Raw genomic sequence first — 16,954 nt, 5'->3', positions numbered from 1 at the left:
CTGCTGCTGGTTCAAGCCTTGGGATTTTTTACCAGTCACAACTGGGACGTACATTCTCACTGACCGCCTGAGGCTCTTGTGGGTTTGCTACTCTGGCGCACAATAACGCTTGTAACCAGGGGTCATCCCGCGAAACTTCTCGGTAGAACTTATCCGGCTCTCCGGTGGAGGGTGTGGTGAATTGGCTACTAAATAGGTCAGGGAGCTGACTCAGTAAGCCCACATCATAACCAAGACGCCGATCTTGGGGTCGGGATTGGGGGATTTTACCCTCGGAGTTAGAAGTGCCATACTGTTGTGTGTAATTAAACAGTCCTCCTTGCTGATTAAAAAATCCGGTATCTAAGAACGGTTGGTAAGAACCTGTGGCATAGCTACTCCGGTCAAGCTGCATTAGAGAACCGCTAATAGAGAGGATGCGTTTTTGTCCTTTCCAAGACCAGGCTTCCAAGAGGCGGGCGAAGTTACCAATACCACCATCGGGTTCACCCTCCCGTGCTGGGGTGTTTCCGACAGCACTGATCAGGTTAAAGGTGCTGTCAGTCGCTTTTTGATGCCAGTTCGTTTCCTCTACCAGCTTAGGCAGCTTGGAAAGGTCATCCCCATGGGGTTGGATATTGCCGCCAGTTTCTTTAGGGATTTGCAGTTGTAATACGGGGACGGTTATGGGTTGGTCTTGGGCGGTCATGCCGTAGATTTTGACATTAGGTCCGAAGGCGGCTACTTCATCGAAACCGAGGAAGCGACCCCCGCTGATTTCTACATTGTCAGCGAATTTGATGGTATTAGTAGGACTGCCGATAAAGTTACCAGCTAGTCGATGGGGCGATGTTGGAGCTGCTGATGTTGGATCTGCTTTAAATATCAGCTCTCCATCCTTCACAACCCAGTATACGTTGTTGGGGTCAACGCCACCTTTAAGGATTAGCTTAACGCCTATTCCATCTTTTGCATCATTTGGATCATTTAAATCATTATTGGGAATTTGATCTCCCAAGTCATCTCCAAATTGAAGAGCACCAGTAGTTCGCAGGACAAATATCGATTCAGGTGTTCCATTAAGCGTAATTTCCGCACCGTCATTAAAAGTGTTTACAGGAAGGTTATAGACATTAACCGATTTTTGTAGGTTTGTAGAAGTAGGAGCTTTAGAGGGTTGTGCTTCCAGTGTTCCCCCAGTTACTGCTAGACTCACTGTGGGCTTTACAATTGCATCCTCAAGATCAGCCTCAGGGTCGGGAAGAGACATCAGCTCCTCTCGGATCTCATCAATCTTGGTTATACCCTGAGGGCATTCCTCAGTAAGTTTGTATTTTGCTGGAACATTTTCTGGAACATTAGTAAATGCCGCTTGATCAATCATATTTGTAGAGGAGACCCCTGACTGCAAGCAGAAAGCGTGTTTAGCAATCGGGTTGTTACCCTCATTGAGTTTTGCTAAGGTATTCCGAATCACTCCATACTCTGGATCTTCTGCCACTTTAGGCACGAACAGGTTCTTGTTTGCCCCATCCTTGAAATACTTCTCTTGGGCATCCCCGGCTGCATTAAGCACCTGTGCATACTTTGTTACATCAGTTTCGTAGTAAATTGGTCGGTCAGCCCGATAAGCAGCTTGGGTTCCGGGGTCAGTAGTGCTTAGTGTGGTGCGGAACCAAAGGGTATTCTGGGTAGTGAGGTTGGGTATCCTTTCACTTTGCGGTATTTGTTGATTGCTATCCTGATCCTTTTCCTTATACACACAGCCATTCTTCTCAGGGGCGTTACCTGTAATATCTAGGGGACAGCCGACGCCAATGGGTCGCAAGTTGGTATCGTCCAGAATTAAGGTATGGTTGGCAGTCCGGGCAAAGGCGATGCGGCGCGGGAAGCGTCGGTCTGATTCCATCAAAGCGGGTCGGGCGGTTGTGCCAGCACCCAGACGATCTGGACGAGTCGTCCAGTCGCCCGGATTACTGGGGTGTCCGAGTTGGTCAATCCTCACATTTTTCTCAGCCGCATTATCCAACCTACCATTCCCATCCTGGTCATATCCCACAACCCAGTCCTCCGCCGTACAAGCAGAAACCGGTAACTTGCGGCAGATTTCCATCACATATTCCCCAGCGTTATCAAATCGTCGCTGAACGGGAGTGACAAAGTTATTGAAATAGGAGCTGCCAATGTAATTGTTACCCCCTTGAGAGTAATCCTTTTCTGTGGGAGTTTTGCCACTAATCGTTATTCCCTCACTGCTAAATCCATTGGTGACAAAGTTGTTGGCAAAGAAGCCACTGTTCAACCGATTGGTGATAAAGCTCTGATTGACAACGTTATTATTTCTGAGGTCGTAATCCCCTTCATCGCGGAAGCCAAATCGGAAATCCTTCGACAGCAACGTCATCGAATCAGCAATCACCGTTGCAGGTCGCCAGGTATCCCCGATTGTACAATCCGGCAGGCGAGCATCACCAGGACGACAAGCGAAATTGGGATTGAGTGCATTCGCATCTCCTGCTCTCCCGCGCGTGTAGAAGTTGCGCCACGTTCCCGTATTCAGCGCCGTTCTGAATTCTTCCTGACTGTGAGGATTGAACAGAGACTCATCGCTAGGATCGACAATTTCATTGGCGTTCGTATCTGACCAAGCCCAAATATAGGCGGGTAAGTCGGTGACTAAAGTCAGTCCCTTTTCCTCCTCCCGGAACTTTTCATTGTTGTTGCGGGCAAGCTTTTTGCCATTGAATATCAGGATGCCACTGGGACGACGGGTGGGGTCAAGCTTGTAGTCCACGGCACTTTCGCGCCGGGCGCTGGCTTTGTTTTCCTCGCTTAAGCCCGCACCGGGTAGCTGATTGGGTTTGTCGATGATGGATGGGTCATCTTCGTCTAAGTCGGGGAGCAATTGGCTCAGGTCTGCCAAAGCATCGTCCCGCGAGGCATAGATAATGCCACTGTTGGGCAAGAGGTATTCAGCTATCCCACTTCCAGGGATGAATGAACCATTAATGGGTTTATTACGTAGTTTATCCAGGTCTATCTTGGTGACCCGTACTTCTAGGGGTTGGCGCTCTTCTATGGGGAGGTCGTACTCTCCGGTTAAGTCAGCGACAGATTCGACTTCTAATGTGCCTGACTTATCTTCATCAATAGCTTGAATCTGGCGACTATCCAGGAATGCAACTTCGCTAATTGCCCCGTGGGGGATAAAACTTGCACTCGGTGCGAGGGTTCCGTCTAAAATCTGCAAGGAGCAGATTGTCGAGTCAATCGCTGCTTGCTGGGCGAGGGTCCGGTCAAGCGGGGCTTCCAGCAACGCTTGGCGCAGGGGTTCGTTGACAAAACGTCCATTAGGAAAGACGAGATTGGCTTGATAGGCAAGTTGCTTGTCTAAGGTAGTCCCGTAATCTTCTTTACCCTGATTCCGCACCAGCCCCTGCGGTGTATTCATTTTCGGAATATTCTCTGAAGTTTTGCTGGGGGCAGGATAACTCACGCCGTTATTCGACTTGCCCCAACCAACTGGAAGTTGCTTCGGGGGCAAGCCTAATTGCCCACTTACATCCGATAAGCCTTGCAGATTCCTGGCAGTAGTCGCATTAGTGGGGTCGTAGTAGCTACTGACGCAGGCAATGGGTTTTTGCTTTTGATCCTTTCCTGCCGACGGGCTTTGGTATACGTCTTGAGCATAGTGATAAACTGCTGTTGCCCTCATCCGCAGGTCGCCTTTGGCATATTTAGCTGTATTGGGGTCGATGGTTTGGCTAGCTCCCCCGCTGCCAAATAATGTAATATTAGTCAGATCTAGATCTGGGAATGGGCTGCCTGGCAGTGCGGGTAAGCCCTTACCGTCGAAATCCTTCCACTCCTGGTCATTATCCCTATTTGAATAGACGATCTCACCCGCCATAGGGGACATGGGCATGGTATCGGGCCAAACAATGGGAAACTTTTCTACTACTGTAGTCGAGGGGTCATCATAAAAGGTTTGTGCCTCAATCGCTGGAGTTGTTGGGTCATCCCAGATTTTCGCCTCAATCGCTGGAGTTGTTGGGTCATCCCAGGTGGGCGGAGGCAAGAAAGAGTTTTTGCGTTCATACACCCCGGCACCGGTGACAATCCGCAAGCCGCCCACTGGGTCGAGTAAATTTTCCGGTTGTCGGGCAGCTTCCTTTTCCCAGAACCCATCTCGACTCTTATCTCCCACATCGCTCAGGGGAGCAACCTGGGTAGCACGACTGCGTTTCTCGTTGGTTCCCTTTGGTACATCCCATGTCGTACCGACGATGTCCTGGCGTTCGTTTTCCCCAACGGGGTTTCCATCCTTTTCGTGCCAGACGGCAGGCAGATTGTGACCGACTAGGATGCGATCGCCCAGTTCATTTTCGCGATCGCTCTCTTCTAGAATATCGGGAACTGTCGCCTTAGGCATAACACTACTGCCTTTAGTATTCAGTTCAATGGGCGCGTATTCGCCGGCTATACTCTTCCCATCAGCCGGGTTATAGGGAAACATCCATTCGTCTGGCGGACGCAACTTGTCTCCCTCACCTTCTGGGTCATCTGCGGCAGTAAAGGTTTCACGGACTCCCTTGCCTACCTCTTCAAATGGAACTTGCCTGGTTCGGTCACTGAAGTAGGCGTTTAATGCCTTTTCTCGCTCCTTCTCTTTTTCACTTGCCGCCGCTTCTTTAACTTTGGTTATGACATCCTCTGGATCATCCGCGTTGTATCCCTCACCATTAGCGGTTTTTTTTGCCCTCCAGCTGTCTACTAAGTGATCGACACGAGCTAGGTAGGCATCGCCATTGTAGAGGACTGTTTTGGGGCTCTCAGTGTTTTTTGCCGATTGATTATCTTTCGTTAAAACTTTACCTTGATCTGGCTCCTTGTTATCAACAAACAGATGAACTTTAACGTCTTTACTGTTAGAGTAGTCCTTGCTGGTGGGCGATGCGTTAATCACATGACCGCCTACAATAATTTTGCTGTTTTCTGCCTCGTAAAAACAGGAGGCTGGGGCACTCACTTGGTAGAGTTCAACCTCGCCTCCTTGGGTCGTCGTGGTAAATAAGTTACCGCTGGTCATAATTCTGCCATTCAGTCGCACTGGGTCACCGGAAACCAGTGCCAAGTCATTTTTGAAGACCACCGCGTTATTACTCAAAGGAATTCTTGCCCGGTCTTGCTGGTGTTCTAGTGCTGAGAAACCTGGAGCTGATCCGGCGGGGAAGGGTTTATATTTGCCTTCCTCGCTAGGATCAATACCCAGCCCGTTGAGATTCTCAACAATAGGCACAGTTGCCGTATAGACAAAGAAACTCTTCTTCAGAGAAGAGCCAGACTTATACCAACCCGCCTGACTCACCAACTTAGCACTCGTTTTTTGTGCCCCTGCACATACTCCACTACCTGTACCTTCATCCATCGGTGGGGTTCTGGCGTCTAAGGGACTTCTGGCGTACTGGAAAGAACCATCTGGTTCACGCGCCGGAGAGCGGAAAAATATGCCATATATAGTAAAACTATCAAACAGCCCGTCGCCATTGGTATCAACGGGAAATCGCCAAGCGGTTGTCACGCGATCGCGCTCTTCAAGTGGTTTCGCTTCATCTGCCGCTTTGTCTGAAATACCATTTTCTTCAAGATCGTAAGCCACTGTCAAGCGCTGTTCACCAGGGAAGGTGAATTTATCATCACTACTCAGCAAGTTATAAAGCGCACTGTCAGAGGGGGTAGAACGAGGCAGTCGTGGATCATCAAATAAAGCATCCAGCTTAGCTGTTGCCCGGCCAATCGTGGGCGTTGCGGCTGCCATCACCTCTTGACTCACCCGGTAGTTGCGAGCATTTTTCGCCCGGTCAAAGGAACGAAATACAATCGCGGTAGTGAGTAGGATCACCACCAAAATCACCATGGTTACCGTGGGTAGGATAAACCCAGCCCTAGCCAGGTCAGAGCGACGGCGCAAAACCATCAAACTTCGCAATAGCCAGGTCATGAACCCTTTGGTCAGGGTTCTAGATATCTTTAGGAGTTGCCGATAGAGATTCTGAATAACCTTGGCTAGCTTCTTCGGGATTGACATTGGTGATTTCCTTTCAAGCTGAGGTATCGATAGATAGTTAAACTGAACAACAACGCTTTTGGTGGCGTTCTGTCTAAGTGATTTTGAGAATAAGCAATAGCAAGACGTTTAATTAATATGTCCGGATGGGGACGAGCCTGCCTTGTATTATGAGACAAAAGCTCTGGGGGCAAGTTCCCTCTGGCGATAGAATTATTCGAGGTATCAGAAGCAGTTCTCACCATCACCCTGCTTTAATCAGACTGTACTATAGGGTACAATCTCTCATCAGTGAGTTACTATGCCTAGCTTACCCACTTTGGCGAGAAAAGTGATCATCCTTTTGGTTATTTGTCCTTCGTCCTTCGTCCTTCGTCCTTGGTTAAGGGAGATGGGGTGATACCAAATCCGGGGAACGCTACCCCCGTTATAACCTAGTCCGCGCAGGCGGACTTTGTTTGTGTAGCAGCGATTTCAATCGCCTCCTCTTGCTCTAGATTAATTCACAAATTCACAACTTGATCGGGGCGGGTTTAGTTGCATCTGGGTGAGGCAAGAAATGATAATAGTCAAACCCGCCCCTACACAATACTCTACAGGAATTTAATAATGATGGAGATTAATCCCAGCTTCCTTTGCCATCGCCTGTAATCCCTTCTTCTCCAGCGTCTTAATCGCCTTTGTCGAAAGTTTCAACTTCACCCAGCGATTTCCTTCTTGCCACCATACCCGCTTTGATTGCAAGTTGGCTTGCTGTAATTTTTTGGTGCGGCGGTGAGAGTGGGAGATGGCATAGGCGTTATTTGCCTTTTTCCCCGTCAGTTGACATTGGCGTGACATGGTATTCCTCTAAGTATAGTCCGTACTCCATCATATCTCGGTCAGGGAACAGGGCGTGGGGTGTGGGGTGTGGGGTGTGAGGGAGGGGAGATGAGGGAGATGGGGGAGATAGAAACAATCAACCGATGAACCGCCTAGGGTTTAAACCCTAGGCTAAAAGCGAAAGTCAGCTAAAGCTGACTAGAGCGTCGGTCAAGTATTTCCTCCCAACCGGGTTGGGAGTAGGGATCACCCAACCTCAGCCTACCGATTGGTTAATCGGGTGAGCACTTGGTTAGAACGTTCCACAAATGACTTCATCCCTTTAGCGTCAAAGCCTTTTTGCGCCATCAAGGCTAAGTCATAGACATGCTGACAAATCAGGTTGGCTAATTCCCCACTGGGGGATTGACCCACGCCTTGAACAATACTCCCCTGACTAATCTCCACTAAGTTCTCAATCAAGGGATGTGCGGTATTCACCACTAAAATATGTTCTTCCGGAAACTGCGCCGCCTGCTGTTGCAACAGGGCGGTCATATCCTGTAACCGTCGCATGGCTTCCGGTAGCAGTACCATGGCTGGGGGTGTCCCTTGGGGGTGATCAGATTTGAGCGCCTGGGTTTTGACGTTAACCTTGGGCTTGTTTATCGCTTTCTCAAATAACTCCTTAATCAGTTCGCTGCGGGTTTTGTTGGTTTTGGGGTCAACAATATCCGCCGCCTTGTCTTGGTCAACCAGGGTATTATCTAACTCCGAGTCTACCCGGGAAAACTTGACATCCGAATATTCCTGTTCCAGGAAACTAATAAAGTGGGTGTCAATAAACGAGTCCATAAACAGGACTTCTAATCCCTGATTCTTGTGCAGTTCCACATAAGTGGCTTGGGCGGCTTCGTCGGTGCAGTAGAAGACGTGGTTTTCGTGCTGGGCTTTGTTGCGGTCTAAATAGTCTTTGAGCGTCGTATAGGTTCGTCCTTTCTCATCTTGATTCGCTGCGCCTGGACTCACCTCTTGCCAAACATCGCTATCTTGAGACTGCACTTCTACTTCTGGCGTCTTGGGTTTACTGGCTGAGTCTCCCGAATAGGTGGTGCGATAGAGAATAATATCTTCGACTTGTTTCTTGAACTTGTCGTTATTCAAAGCACCAAATTTAACAAAGGTACCCACATCTTGCCAGCAGCGGATATATTCTGCCCGTTGCTCATTGTAGATTTCATTGAGTCGGTCGGCGATTTTCTTGGCAATAAAATCGGCAATCCGGCGCACGGTTCGGTCACTGGTGAGGGCGGAACGGGAAACATTTATGGGAATGTCGGGACTATCAATCACCCCGCGCAGTGGCATGAGGAAGTTGGGAATAACCTCTTCGCAGTTATCGCTGACAAAAACCTGATTACAGAATAGTTTAATATGACCCTTGGTCACATCCACATCGGGTTTGAGTTTGGGAAAATAAAGAATCCCGTTCAACAAGAAGGGATAATCGGTCTTCAGATGCACCCACAGCAGGGGGTCTTCCTGAAACGGATAGAGATAGCGATAAAATTCTAAATAATCCTCATCCTTCAGGTTTTGCGGTGATTCTTTCCACTGTGCCTTGTGCTGGTTTAGTTCTTCGCCATCTAGCTTAATCGGTACGGGCATGAAATCGCAGTACTTCTTCACCAGTTGACGAATTCGTGCTGGTTCTAGATATTCTGTCTCTTCATCCTGAAGGGTCAGTGTAATCGTGGTTCCCCGTTCTTGGCGAGACGATTCCGACAGTTCAAAGGTAGGAGAACCATCACAGGACCAATGTACCGCCTCCGCATCAGCTTGGTAGGAGAGGGTATCAATCTCGACGTTTTTCGCCACCATGAAGCAGGAGTAGAAGCCGAGACCAAAGTGACCGATAATCTGTTGATCAGCGTCTTTCTGATATTTCTGGATAAACTCTTCGGCGCTGGAGAAAGCCACCTGATTTATGTATTTTTTCACCTCCTCAGCGGTCATGCCGATACCATTATCACAGACGGAGAGGGTCTTTTTATCTTTATCGAGGGAAATGGTAATTTCTGGTTCCCCCACATCCCCATCAACTTCCCCCGAATAGGATACCATCTTCAGCTTCTGGATGGCGTCTACGGCGTTGGACACCAATTCCCGTAAGAAGATTTCGTGATCTGTGTAGAGGGACTTCTTGATAATGGGAAAGATATTCTCGGTATGAATTGTAATCTGTCCCTGTTCTAGTACAGTCATAGGTGACACTCTGTAATGGTTTGGGTATTCAGTACGATTGTGTGCGATCGCCCGCATTTTGGGGTAACAGATAGCCCCCGTTGGAGAATACGGATCTCCGCACTTGGGGGAGGTGGGGGAGCTCCCCCTGCTTTTAGCGCTTAAGCTGACACCAATGGCGATCGCTGTCCCGCTCTCCACAAAAAACGGTCACCCCCTCACCCTAAACCCCATAACCCAACTCCCGCATCATCGGCGCAATGATGGGCATCACCTGGTTAATTGTTTGCCCATTCTTCTGTTTCCACTTATCCGCTTGCGGCTGGGAAACCGTTGTCCAACTCAGACGCCCCTGCTGGATATACTGAAGACTCTCCTGGGAAATTTCCCATCCAGTGAACTGACAAAACTGCTCCAATACCGCCCGGGGATCAGCTAAAAGATCTTCATAGGAAATTCGCATCAACCGCTTGTGACAATCTGGATTTGCCCGTTCCCACTCCAGCACAGAACGATTATGCTCCACCCAACTCCAGGCACAAATTTCGGCTAATGACTGATGAACCACAGTTTGCCAACCCGGTGGAATCGGATAACACCAATGGGAAATCGTCGCACCTTCGGGAAAGGGTAAAGGGCGCTTCCAGAAGAGCCCTGAATTCCACCCCTCTATCATCGAAGATACACAGGCTCTACCATCACGAACCAGATGAACCAATAAAGCATCAGGATACAGTTGCTTGAGTGCCTCTAAATGAAAGCAATTGGCAACAGTTTTCTCCAAATAGCGCACGGGTTTCCTACGTAAGCCATAATTAAAGCCATCCCGCCAGCGAGAGGGGCGACGATGGCGTAGGTTTTCGATCAGCAGTTCCCGCCGAAAGGTCTTAATTATTTCCGGTGTACATTCCTCTGGTGAAATATAATCGGTAGGCAGGGAAAATCGTTGGTAAGGAAAAAACTGAAACCATAACGGATCATTCTCTTTGTCAAAAGACCACACATCGGGCAGGCGTCGAGTGATTTCATAAAAATAACTCGACCCTGAGCGAGGTGCTGATAAAATAAAGACAGGTCTAGACAGACGCGGCTGCAAAACCTGAAAAATGAGGAACTTTATCGCTGGTGGCATCAGACGTGATGGGCGATGGGGATAGGTGATAACCGAAGGACTGCATCCGAGTTCCACAAATCGTTTCAATCCTTTGCAAGTTATCCTTGCCAAAGAATTCTAACCAATTCACCCGATAGTTGCCACGGGGTTGATACTGGATATTGACTTGAGCCGAAATATCGTGAATTGGGTTTAATCCCACCTGCTGGGCTAAATCGCGAATGCTTTCCGCCTTATTCTGGACAAAATTTTCATAGCACAGCAGAATTATCTCATCCCGGTGAGCTTGATAGGTATCAGTTGCCCAGTTCCAGCGGTGAGCGAGTCGTTCAATGTAATTACTGCCCTCGACGTGAGGAAGATCCCCCGCCAACATGAGAGACCAACCCTTGGCTGGCATTTTTTGCAACTGTTTACACCAGTTACCCTCCAAGGCTGGTAAGTTTCCCGGAAGTTTCAGGCGATTCAGGACACTGCGAATCATCTGCCGGGGATCACGCATCACCTGAACGAAGGTGGCTTGGGGAAAGCGCTGACTGACATCCTCATAGAGAAATGTAAAGTTGGGATCTTTGATAATCGGCGTAGAAAAATAGAACTTGTGGGCTTGTAGCACATCATCAAACGCCAGTTCCTGTTTAAAGAGTTTCTGCCGCAGATGGGCGTTGAGGTCAATGTGGTGGAAGGGGTCAATGGTAACAGGTAGACCAGAGATTTGACCCAATAATGCTGCGATCGCGGTTGTTCCCGACTTTTGATGCCCTAAAATTATAATAGGAGATGGGTGAATAAGGGCAATCTTGTTCTTGTAAGCTTTTTTCAAGCGATTTACCCATTCAGCTGAAGCCGGCGGCAACTGTTTGACGACGGTTGGTATAAGAAGCATTCCCTGATACATTGCTTTTATGCCTGTTTAACGAAGAAGTGATGCAAAAGTTGATCTAGCAAACTAAAAGGATAAAAAACTCAGCAAGCGAGCTTTACCCTTGATTTGAAGTAAGTTTACCCTAAAGGAATGAAAGAACAGGTCTTTATTCAATAACCTGAAACTTATCAACTATCGGGACATGAAAGTCCCAAGGGAGCAAGACCCAGTAGTAGAAAGAAAGATGCCTGAATTTTAACTGAATATATGTTAAATGTAAAATTCGGCGCTATTGTATGAAAAATAACATTATTATCTACCGAGACACTCTCCTGCCCTACTCCGAAACATTTATTCCCGCGCAAGTGGAAAACTACGAATCATATACAGGATTCTACGTGGGAACGTCCCGGTGTCGCGGCAGAAGCTATCCCCTACCTGTCGAGAGAACCCTAGTTCTCAGCCAGGTTGCCAAACTAACCCTGAGACGCAAGCTATTATTTCTCATCACCGGCTTAGGGTATCCTGACTGGTTTCGTCGCCTCAGAGAACTCTCACCCAGGCTAATTCATGCTCATTTTGGGCCCGATGGTGTTTGGGCGTTACCCATGAGGCAACGGCTGAAAATTCCCTTAATTGTCACCTTTCATGGGTATGATATCACCGTTCGTGAGGACACTGGCGATGATCTCAGTGACATGTTTGGGCCACATCCTTTAACCTCTGTGTATTTCTGGCGGCGACGACATTTATTCAAAAAAGCCCACTCTTGTATAGCCGTGTCTGAATTTATTCGCACGAAACTGATAGAAAAAGGCTGTCCCCCTGATAAAATTATTGTTCACTACATTGGCATTGATGTGGATAAATTTGCACCACAGCCTAACCCATCGCGCCAGCCTGTGGTGCTATTCGTGGGGCGACTGGTAGAAAAAAAAGGGTGTCAATACTTAATTCAGGCAATGGCTCAGGTACAATCAGTACGACCCGATGTAGAACTGGTTGTTATTGGGGATGGTGGACTACGCTCAACCCTTGAAAAACAAGCTGCCCATTCCCTGAAACGCTATCGTTTTTTAGGGGTACAACCCTCGGATGTGGTTAGGGATTGGCTGAATCAATCCATGATTCTCTGTATCCCCAGCGTTACCGACACTCACGGAAATTGTGAGGGGCTACCGATAACCCTCCTTGAAGCCCAAGCCATGGAGATACCCGTAGTCAGTTCCATTCACGCTGGAATTCCGGAGGCAATTATCCACGGTGAAACGGGTTTCCTGGCTTCAGAAAAAGACTGGCAAGCTCTTGCCGAACATCTGCTGATTTTAGCAGACAACGCACAACTGCGAAAAGAGTTCGCGATCGCGGGACGCAAACAAGTGGAGCTGAAATTTAACTTAAAGCATAATACTAGGAAGTTAGAAGGAATTTATGATCAGATTTTGCAGGGGAGATGAGGGAGATAGGAGAGATAGGGGAGAAATGAACAATTACCGTTTCACTCTTTTGAGTAAAGCATAGGCTTGTTGAGAGGGGAATATCGTCGCTAAAGCAATTTTAAACAGAATAATACTCATTATCTTAGGTCTAAGCAACCAAACCGGATCATTAGTTATCGCTCGCCAGAAAAAGCGTATAGCGGTTAATCCACGCTGCCGTTCTAAACGACCTTCAATCGATTTAAAGGTAAAATACTTATAACGTTCTGCCAAAACCTGCCTTTTAAGATAATCCAAGGGTTCAGGTGACTGAGCAAAGGCTTTTTCAATTACCAGCAAGCTAGCTGTCTCCATTTTCCAAACATCTGTAGACATGGAGTGAGGAGAAATGCGATATAAAATTTGGGGAGAAGGGACACAGACGAATTCATAGCGAGCAGCCAGACGTAACCACATATCCCAATCTTCTACCGCATTGAGTGACTCATCAAATCCCCCAACTTCAGCAAATGCTTTGGCTAAAACTAAAACATTAGAACCTCCTTCTATAAAATCTCGCAAAAGCAGTTTATCGTAAACATAACCATTAGCAATAATGTGACCTCCTGGGCGTAACAATTGACCCGATTCATCAATCCAATCCGTCCAGCTATAAGCCACACCCGCTTTCGGATTCGCTCCTAAGGCTTTGATTTGGGCTTCTAGTTTATCGGCTGTCCACAAATCATCGGCATCAATAAAGGAGATATACTTTCCAGCTGCTTGAGAAATCCCCCGATTTCGACTTGCGGCTAAGCCAGCATTGGCATAAGAAAACACTTTTAAACGGAAGTCATCAATGGGCGAAATTACGGATAATGTATTATCGTTCGACCCATCATTAATTACAATCAGTTCCAAGTCTGCAACCGTTTGCGTCAATACCGATTCAATTGTGTCTTTAATCGTTTTTTCCCCATTAAAAACTGGAATAATCACCGATACTAACGGCATCTCTATTTAGCTCCTTGTGTCAATTTCAGGGACAGTCAGAATGGCTCTGAACGCAGGTATCCATATAAAGCATGAACATCAGCAAACTTGCCCAACTTAGCGAGCAACCCTTGTGCTTGCTGGGGAGGTAAGAGAGTCACGATAGTCATTCTCAACACCACTTTCACCAGCACTCTTGCTTGGATAAGAGACGGATCATTACGGAGTGCTATCCAGAGAAACCGAGCTGCTGTTAACCCCCGTTGACGACTAGAGGGTCTTTCTAAAGCATCGACAACCAAACACTTATAACGGTTAGAAATAATATCTCCTTTCAGAGACTTTATCGATTCAGGAGCCTGATCCAGGGCTTTAGAAATCACATTTTTAAACCCTTTTTCCTGCCGTTCAACGTTATTTGACCAGGAATTAGAGGTCAGAGATTTTCGATATAAAACCTGCGGTTTTGGCACCACAACAAACGAATAGCAGGCGGCTAATCGTAGCCACATATCCCAATCCTGACCCCCCACTAGAGATTCGTCAAAATTACCCACTTTTTCCAGGGCTTGGCGGCGGATCAATGGATTAGAACCACTGCCAATAAAATCAATCAACAATAACTTTGCCTGCACATCACCACTGGCACTAATATAAGTCCCTCGACGCCAAAATTGACCCTTTTCATCGACCCAATTTGTCCAACTATAAGCCAAGGCGGCTTCAGGATGCGCCTGGAGTGCCTGAAATTGGGCATCTAGCTTATCGGCTGTCCACAGATCATCTGCGTCGAGAAATGCCAAATATTCACCTGTTGCTTTTTCAATTCCCCGATTACGGCTTTTTTGAGGACCTGCATTAGGATAAGAGAATACCTTAATTCGAGGATCAGGGATACTAGAAACAATTTCTAAGGTTGAATCTTGAGACCCATCATTGATAACAATGAGTTCAAAATCTGAAAAGGTTTGATTTAAAACCGATTGAATTGTTTCTTGAATTGTTTCTTCAGCATTGTAAACTGGAATAATTACAGAAATTAAGGGCATAATTAACTTTAATTAATTAGATGTATTTTTTCTCCATAAATAAAAAGGACTGAGAAAGCAGCCCCAAAAAAATTCCAGCTCACAAGCCGTAATTAGATCACTTTTAGCCCGCCACCGATACTTAATAATATAGCCAATCATGCGACGCAAATTTCCAAGCAGTGTTCGGATAAAAATCACCGGTTTTTGCCAAGGAGTAGCATTAATCATTCGCAGTTGGCAGGTGGCTAACCCACACCCCCGTGAAATAGACAGTAAATACTCTCGTTCTAATCGCCAACGTGGGATTTGATGATAGGTATGCAACTCAGGATGATACCAAATTTCCCAGCCAGCTTTATACATGTAAAGTAAGGGTTCATAATCATCCCCCTGAATCATCACTCCGGGTAATTTACCTGTTAAAGTGGGACGCGAGGGAACACTTTCACTCCAGGCTTTTTTTCGCACCACCAATGAAGCCGCTGGCGGTAATCTCAAGTTTTGCGGTTCAAATTGATGAGGGATAGAACCATGTTCTCGAATGGCAAGAAAAGCTTGAATACGTTTAAAGTTTTCCGGCGGTGCGACTTCAAAGTCCCCGTGAATTTGCCCACTAAATGCACCCGCTTGGGGATATTCCTGGGCAAATGAATAAGCTTGGGCTATCCAATCTGGATTGGGTAAGTTATCATCATCCAGAAATCCAATGAGTTCCCCCTGTGCCTCTTTCACCGCCCGTAATCGGGCAAAAGCGGCACCCTGTTCCGGTTCCAGGATATAGGTTAAGGGAACACCGACTAGCCAGTTCCCTTGATACTCCTGCACCACTTGAGCGGTATTATCGCTACTATTATTATCAACAACAATAATTTCCCAGGAAATCTGCTCTAAACCCGTTTGCTGTCGCAATTTATCCAGCAACTTTGGCAAACGACTGGCACCATTATAAGTGGGAATGGCTAGGGTGAAATCTACAGACATTATTCCGGCGTCCCCCGTGATATAGAGTTCAGGGTAATGATTTGATTGGGGCTATTGAAATAGCCATGGCGGTACAGGTATAATGGACTCTCTAAGCTACTTAAAAAGAGTTCCCATTGACAAGCGGCGACTAAATCAGATTGGATTCTCCCCTGATATTTAAGACGGTGAATAATGAGTTTCCGCAAATCGTTAAGCGTATAGGCAAAAAAAGCTAAGGGGCGTTGCCAAGGCTTGACACTCAACATGCGGGTGACAAAACGGCTAAGTCCAATGCCGCGCATAAAGGGAATTAAATACTCTCGTTCTAAGCGTTTCTGGGGAATTTTATGGTCAATTTCCATAGCTGGGTTATACCAAATTTTCCAGCCGTTGAGCTGCATATAGCATAACATTTCTAAGTCTTCCCCAGTGAGCATATTCCCCTGAATTCTGCCCGTTAAAATTAGCTGACTAGGAACCGTGTCGAGATAGGCTTGCTTGCGAATCACCAATCCGGCGGAAGGGGGTAATAACTTGTTGCGGGGTTCGTAGCAAAAAGGTTCATCACCGCGTTCTGCGATCGCGAGAAAGGGTAGAATCGGTTGTAAGCTTTCTGGGGGTGGCACTTCAAAGTCTGGGTGAATTTGACTTCCATAGGCTCCCGCCTGGGGATAAGCTTGAGCAAAGCTAACTGCAGCAGCCACCCAATTGAGGGCGGGAATATTATCATCATCTAAAAACCCAATCAGTGGCGCTTGCGCTTCCTTCACCGCCAACTGTCGGGCAAATCCTGCCCCTTGTCTGGCTTCAAAGCAGTATCGTAAGGGATAGTCGGCAGACCAGTTTTCCTGATAATCTTTAATAATCTCCGCCGTATTATCAGTACTGTTATTATCAACAACGATAACTTCCCAGCGAATCGATTCTGTACCCCTTTGGCGGCGCAGTTGTTCTAATACGTCTGATATTCGGCTTGCGCCATTGTAAGTTGGAATCGCGACAGTGAAGTCAAGGGACATAACAAGTCAAAAGTTAAAGGTCAAAAGTCAAATGTCACTTTTGCCTAGCTGAGAAGAAAATCGGCTTAAGTGTTTGTCGTGAGTGCTTGCTGCACAACTCCATAACCCTTAGCTATCAAAGCTTTGAGCAGTCGAGAAAGTTGTTTGTCTTCCAGGAAATGTGAGACTATCCATCAAAACTATGGCGAGAGAATCACCGAAAATGTACCCTTGCTCCCCCTGCTCCCTCTGCTTCCCCTGCTTCAAGAGCTCTCTTCCCCCACCACCAGACTCCCTGCAGTAACCCCTAGTTAGTGCTGATACCAAGTTGCAGTCTAAGGTAGAATCTGTCATGCTGAGCAAAACCCTTCACGACCTTCGAGGGCAGGCTCCGTGAAACGGAGTGAAGCGAAGCATCTGCCCAGATTTTTCGCTTCGCTCTTCCTAGACATGATAGAACGCAACTTGGTATGAGGCGCTG

Annotated in this window: 10 protein-coding genes; 1 reads left to right on the top strand and 9 read right to left on the bottom strand. The window is 47.2% G+C overall.

Annotated elements, in window-relative coordinates:
• Positions 1–28 precede the first annotated feature (28 nt).
• The 5 genes from hpsA to ACLGGO_RS18580 form a co-directional block, all read right to left on the bottom strand.
• The gene (gene hpsA / locus ACLGGO_RS18600) at positions 29–6,067 is read right to left on the bottom strand and encodes a hormogonium polysaccharide biosynthesis protein HpsA (RefSeq protein ID WP_446420426.1); all 6,039 of its coding nucleotides are present in this window, start codon (positions 6,065–6,067) and stop codon (positions 29–31) included.
• A gap of 582 nt (positions 6,068–6,649) precedes the next feature.
• Positions 6,650–6,886, bottom strand: a complete 237-nt coding sequence (gene rpmB, locus ACLGGO_RS18595; protein ID WP_446337294.1) for a 50S ribosomal protein L28 — start codon at positions 6,884–6,886, stop codon at positions 6,650–6,652.
• A gap of 243 nt (positions 6,887–7,129) precedes the next feature.
• The gene (htpG, locus tag ACLGGO_RS18590; RefSeq protein ID WP_446420425.1) at positions 7,130–9,112 is read right to left on the bottom strand and encodes a molecular chaperone HtpG; all 1,983 of its coding nucleotides are present in this window, start codon (positions 9,110–9,112) and stop codon (positions 7,130–7,132) included.
• Positions 9,113–9,314: 202 nt separating this feature from the next.
• Entirely contained in the window at positions 9,315–10,223 is a 909-nt protein-coding gene (locus ACLGGO_RS18585; protein WP_446420424.1) for a sulfotransferase family protein, read from the bottom strand.
• Positions 10,168–11,091: a sulfotransferase family protein gene (locus ACLGGO_RS18580; protein ID WP_446420423.1), complete on the bottom strand. Its 924-nt coding sequence runs from the start codon at positions 11,089–11,091 to the stop codon at positions 10,168–10,170. Before ACLGGO_RS18580 ends, ACLGGO_RS18585 begins: the two co-directional genes overlap by 56 nt.
• Positions 11,092–11,366: 275 nt before the next feature.
• Here ACLGGO_RS18580 and ACLGGO_RS18575 point away from each other — a divergent pair, with 275 nt between their 5' ends.
• Positions 11,367–12,527: a glycosyltransferase gene (locus tag ACLGGO_RS18575; protein WP_446420422.1), complete on the top strand. Its 1,161-nt coding sequence runs from the start codon at positions 11,367–11,369 to the stop codon at positions 12,525–12,527.
• A gap of 33 nt (positions 12,528–12,560) precedes the next feature.
• Here the strand turns inward: ACLGGO_RS18575 and ACLGGO_RS18570 are convergent, their stop codons facing one another.
• From ACLGGO_RS18570 to hpsE (ACLGGO_RS18555), 4 genes are read right to left on the bottom strand one after another with little or no spacing between them, the layout of a single operon-like run.
• Positions 12,561–13,502: a glycosyltransferase gene (locus ACLGGO_RS18570; protein ID WP_446420421.1), complete on the bottom strand. Its 942-nt coding sequence runs from the start codon at positions 13,500–13,502 to the stop codon at positions 12,561–12,563.
• Positions 13,503–13,537: 35 nt separating this feature from the next.
• The gene (locus ACLGGO_RS18565) at positions 13,538–14,530 is read right to left on the bottom strand and encodes a glycosyltransferase (RefSeq protein WP_446420420.1); all 993 of its coding nucleotides are present in this window, start codon (positions 14,528–14,530) and stop codon (positions 13,538–13,540) included.
• A 12-nt stretch (positions 14,531–14,542) separates the two neighbouring features.
• Positions 14,543–15,493 (bottom strand): hormogonium polysaccharide biosynthesis glycosyltransferase HpsE, encoded by a 951-nt coding sequence (gene hpsE / locus ACLGGO_RS18560; RefSeq protein ID WP_446420419.1) that lies wholly within the window; start codon positions 15,491–15,493, stop codon positions 14,543–14,545.
• Entirely contained in the window at positions 15,493–16,494 is a 1,002-nt protein-coding gene (gene hpsE, locus ACLGGO_RS18555; RefSeq protein ID WP_446337302.1) for a hormogonium polysaccharide biosynthesis glycosyltransferase HpsE, read from the bottom strand. Before hpsE (ACLGGO_RS18555) ends, hpsE (ACLGGO_RS18560) begins: the two co-directional genes overlap by 1 nt.
• Positions 16,495–16,954: the final 460 nt, after the last annotated feature.

The sequence above is a fragment of the Coleofasciculus sp. genome (assembly GCF_046565525.1).
Lineage (GTDB): Bacteria > Cyanobacteriota > Cyanobacteriia > Cyanobacteriales > Coleofasciculaceae > Coleofasciculus.
The sequence above is the reverse complement of the archived record's forward strand: the minus strand, read 5'-3'. Positions and strand labels throughout refer to the sequence as shown.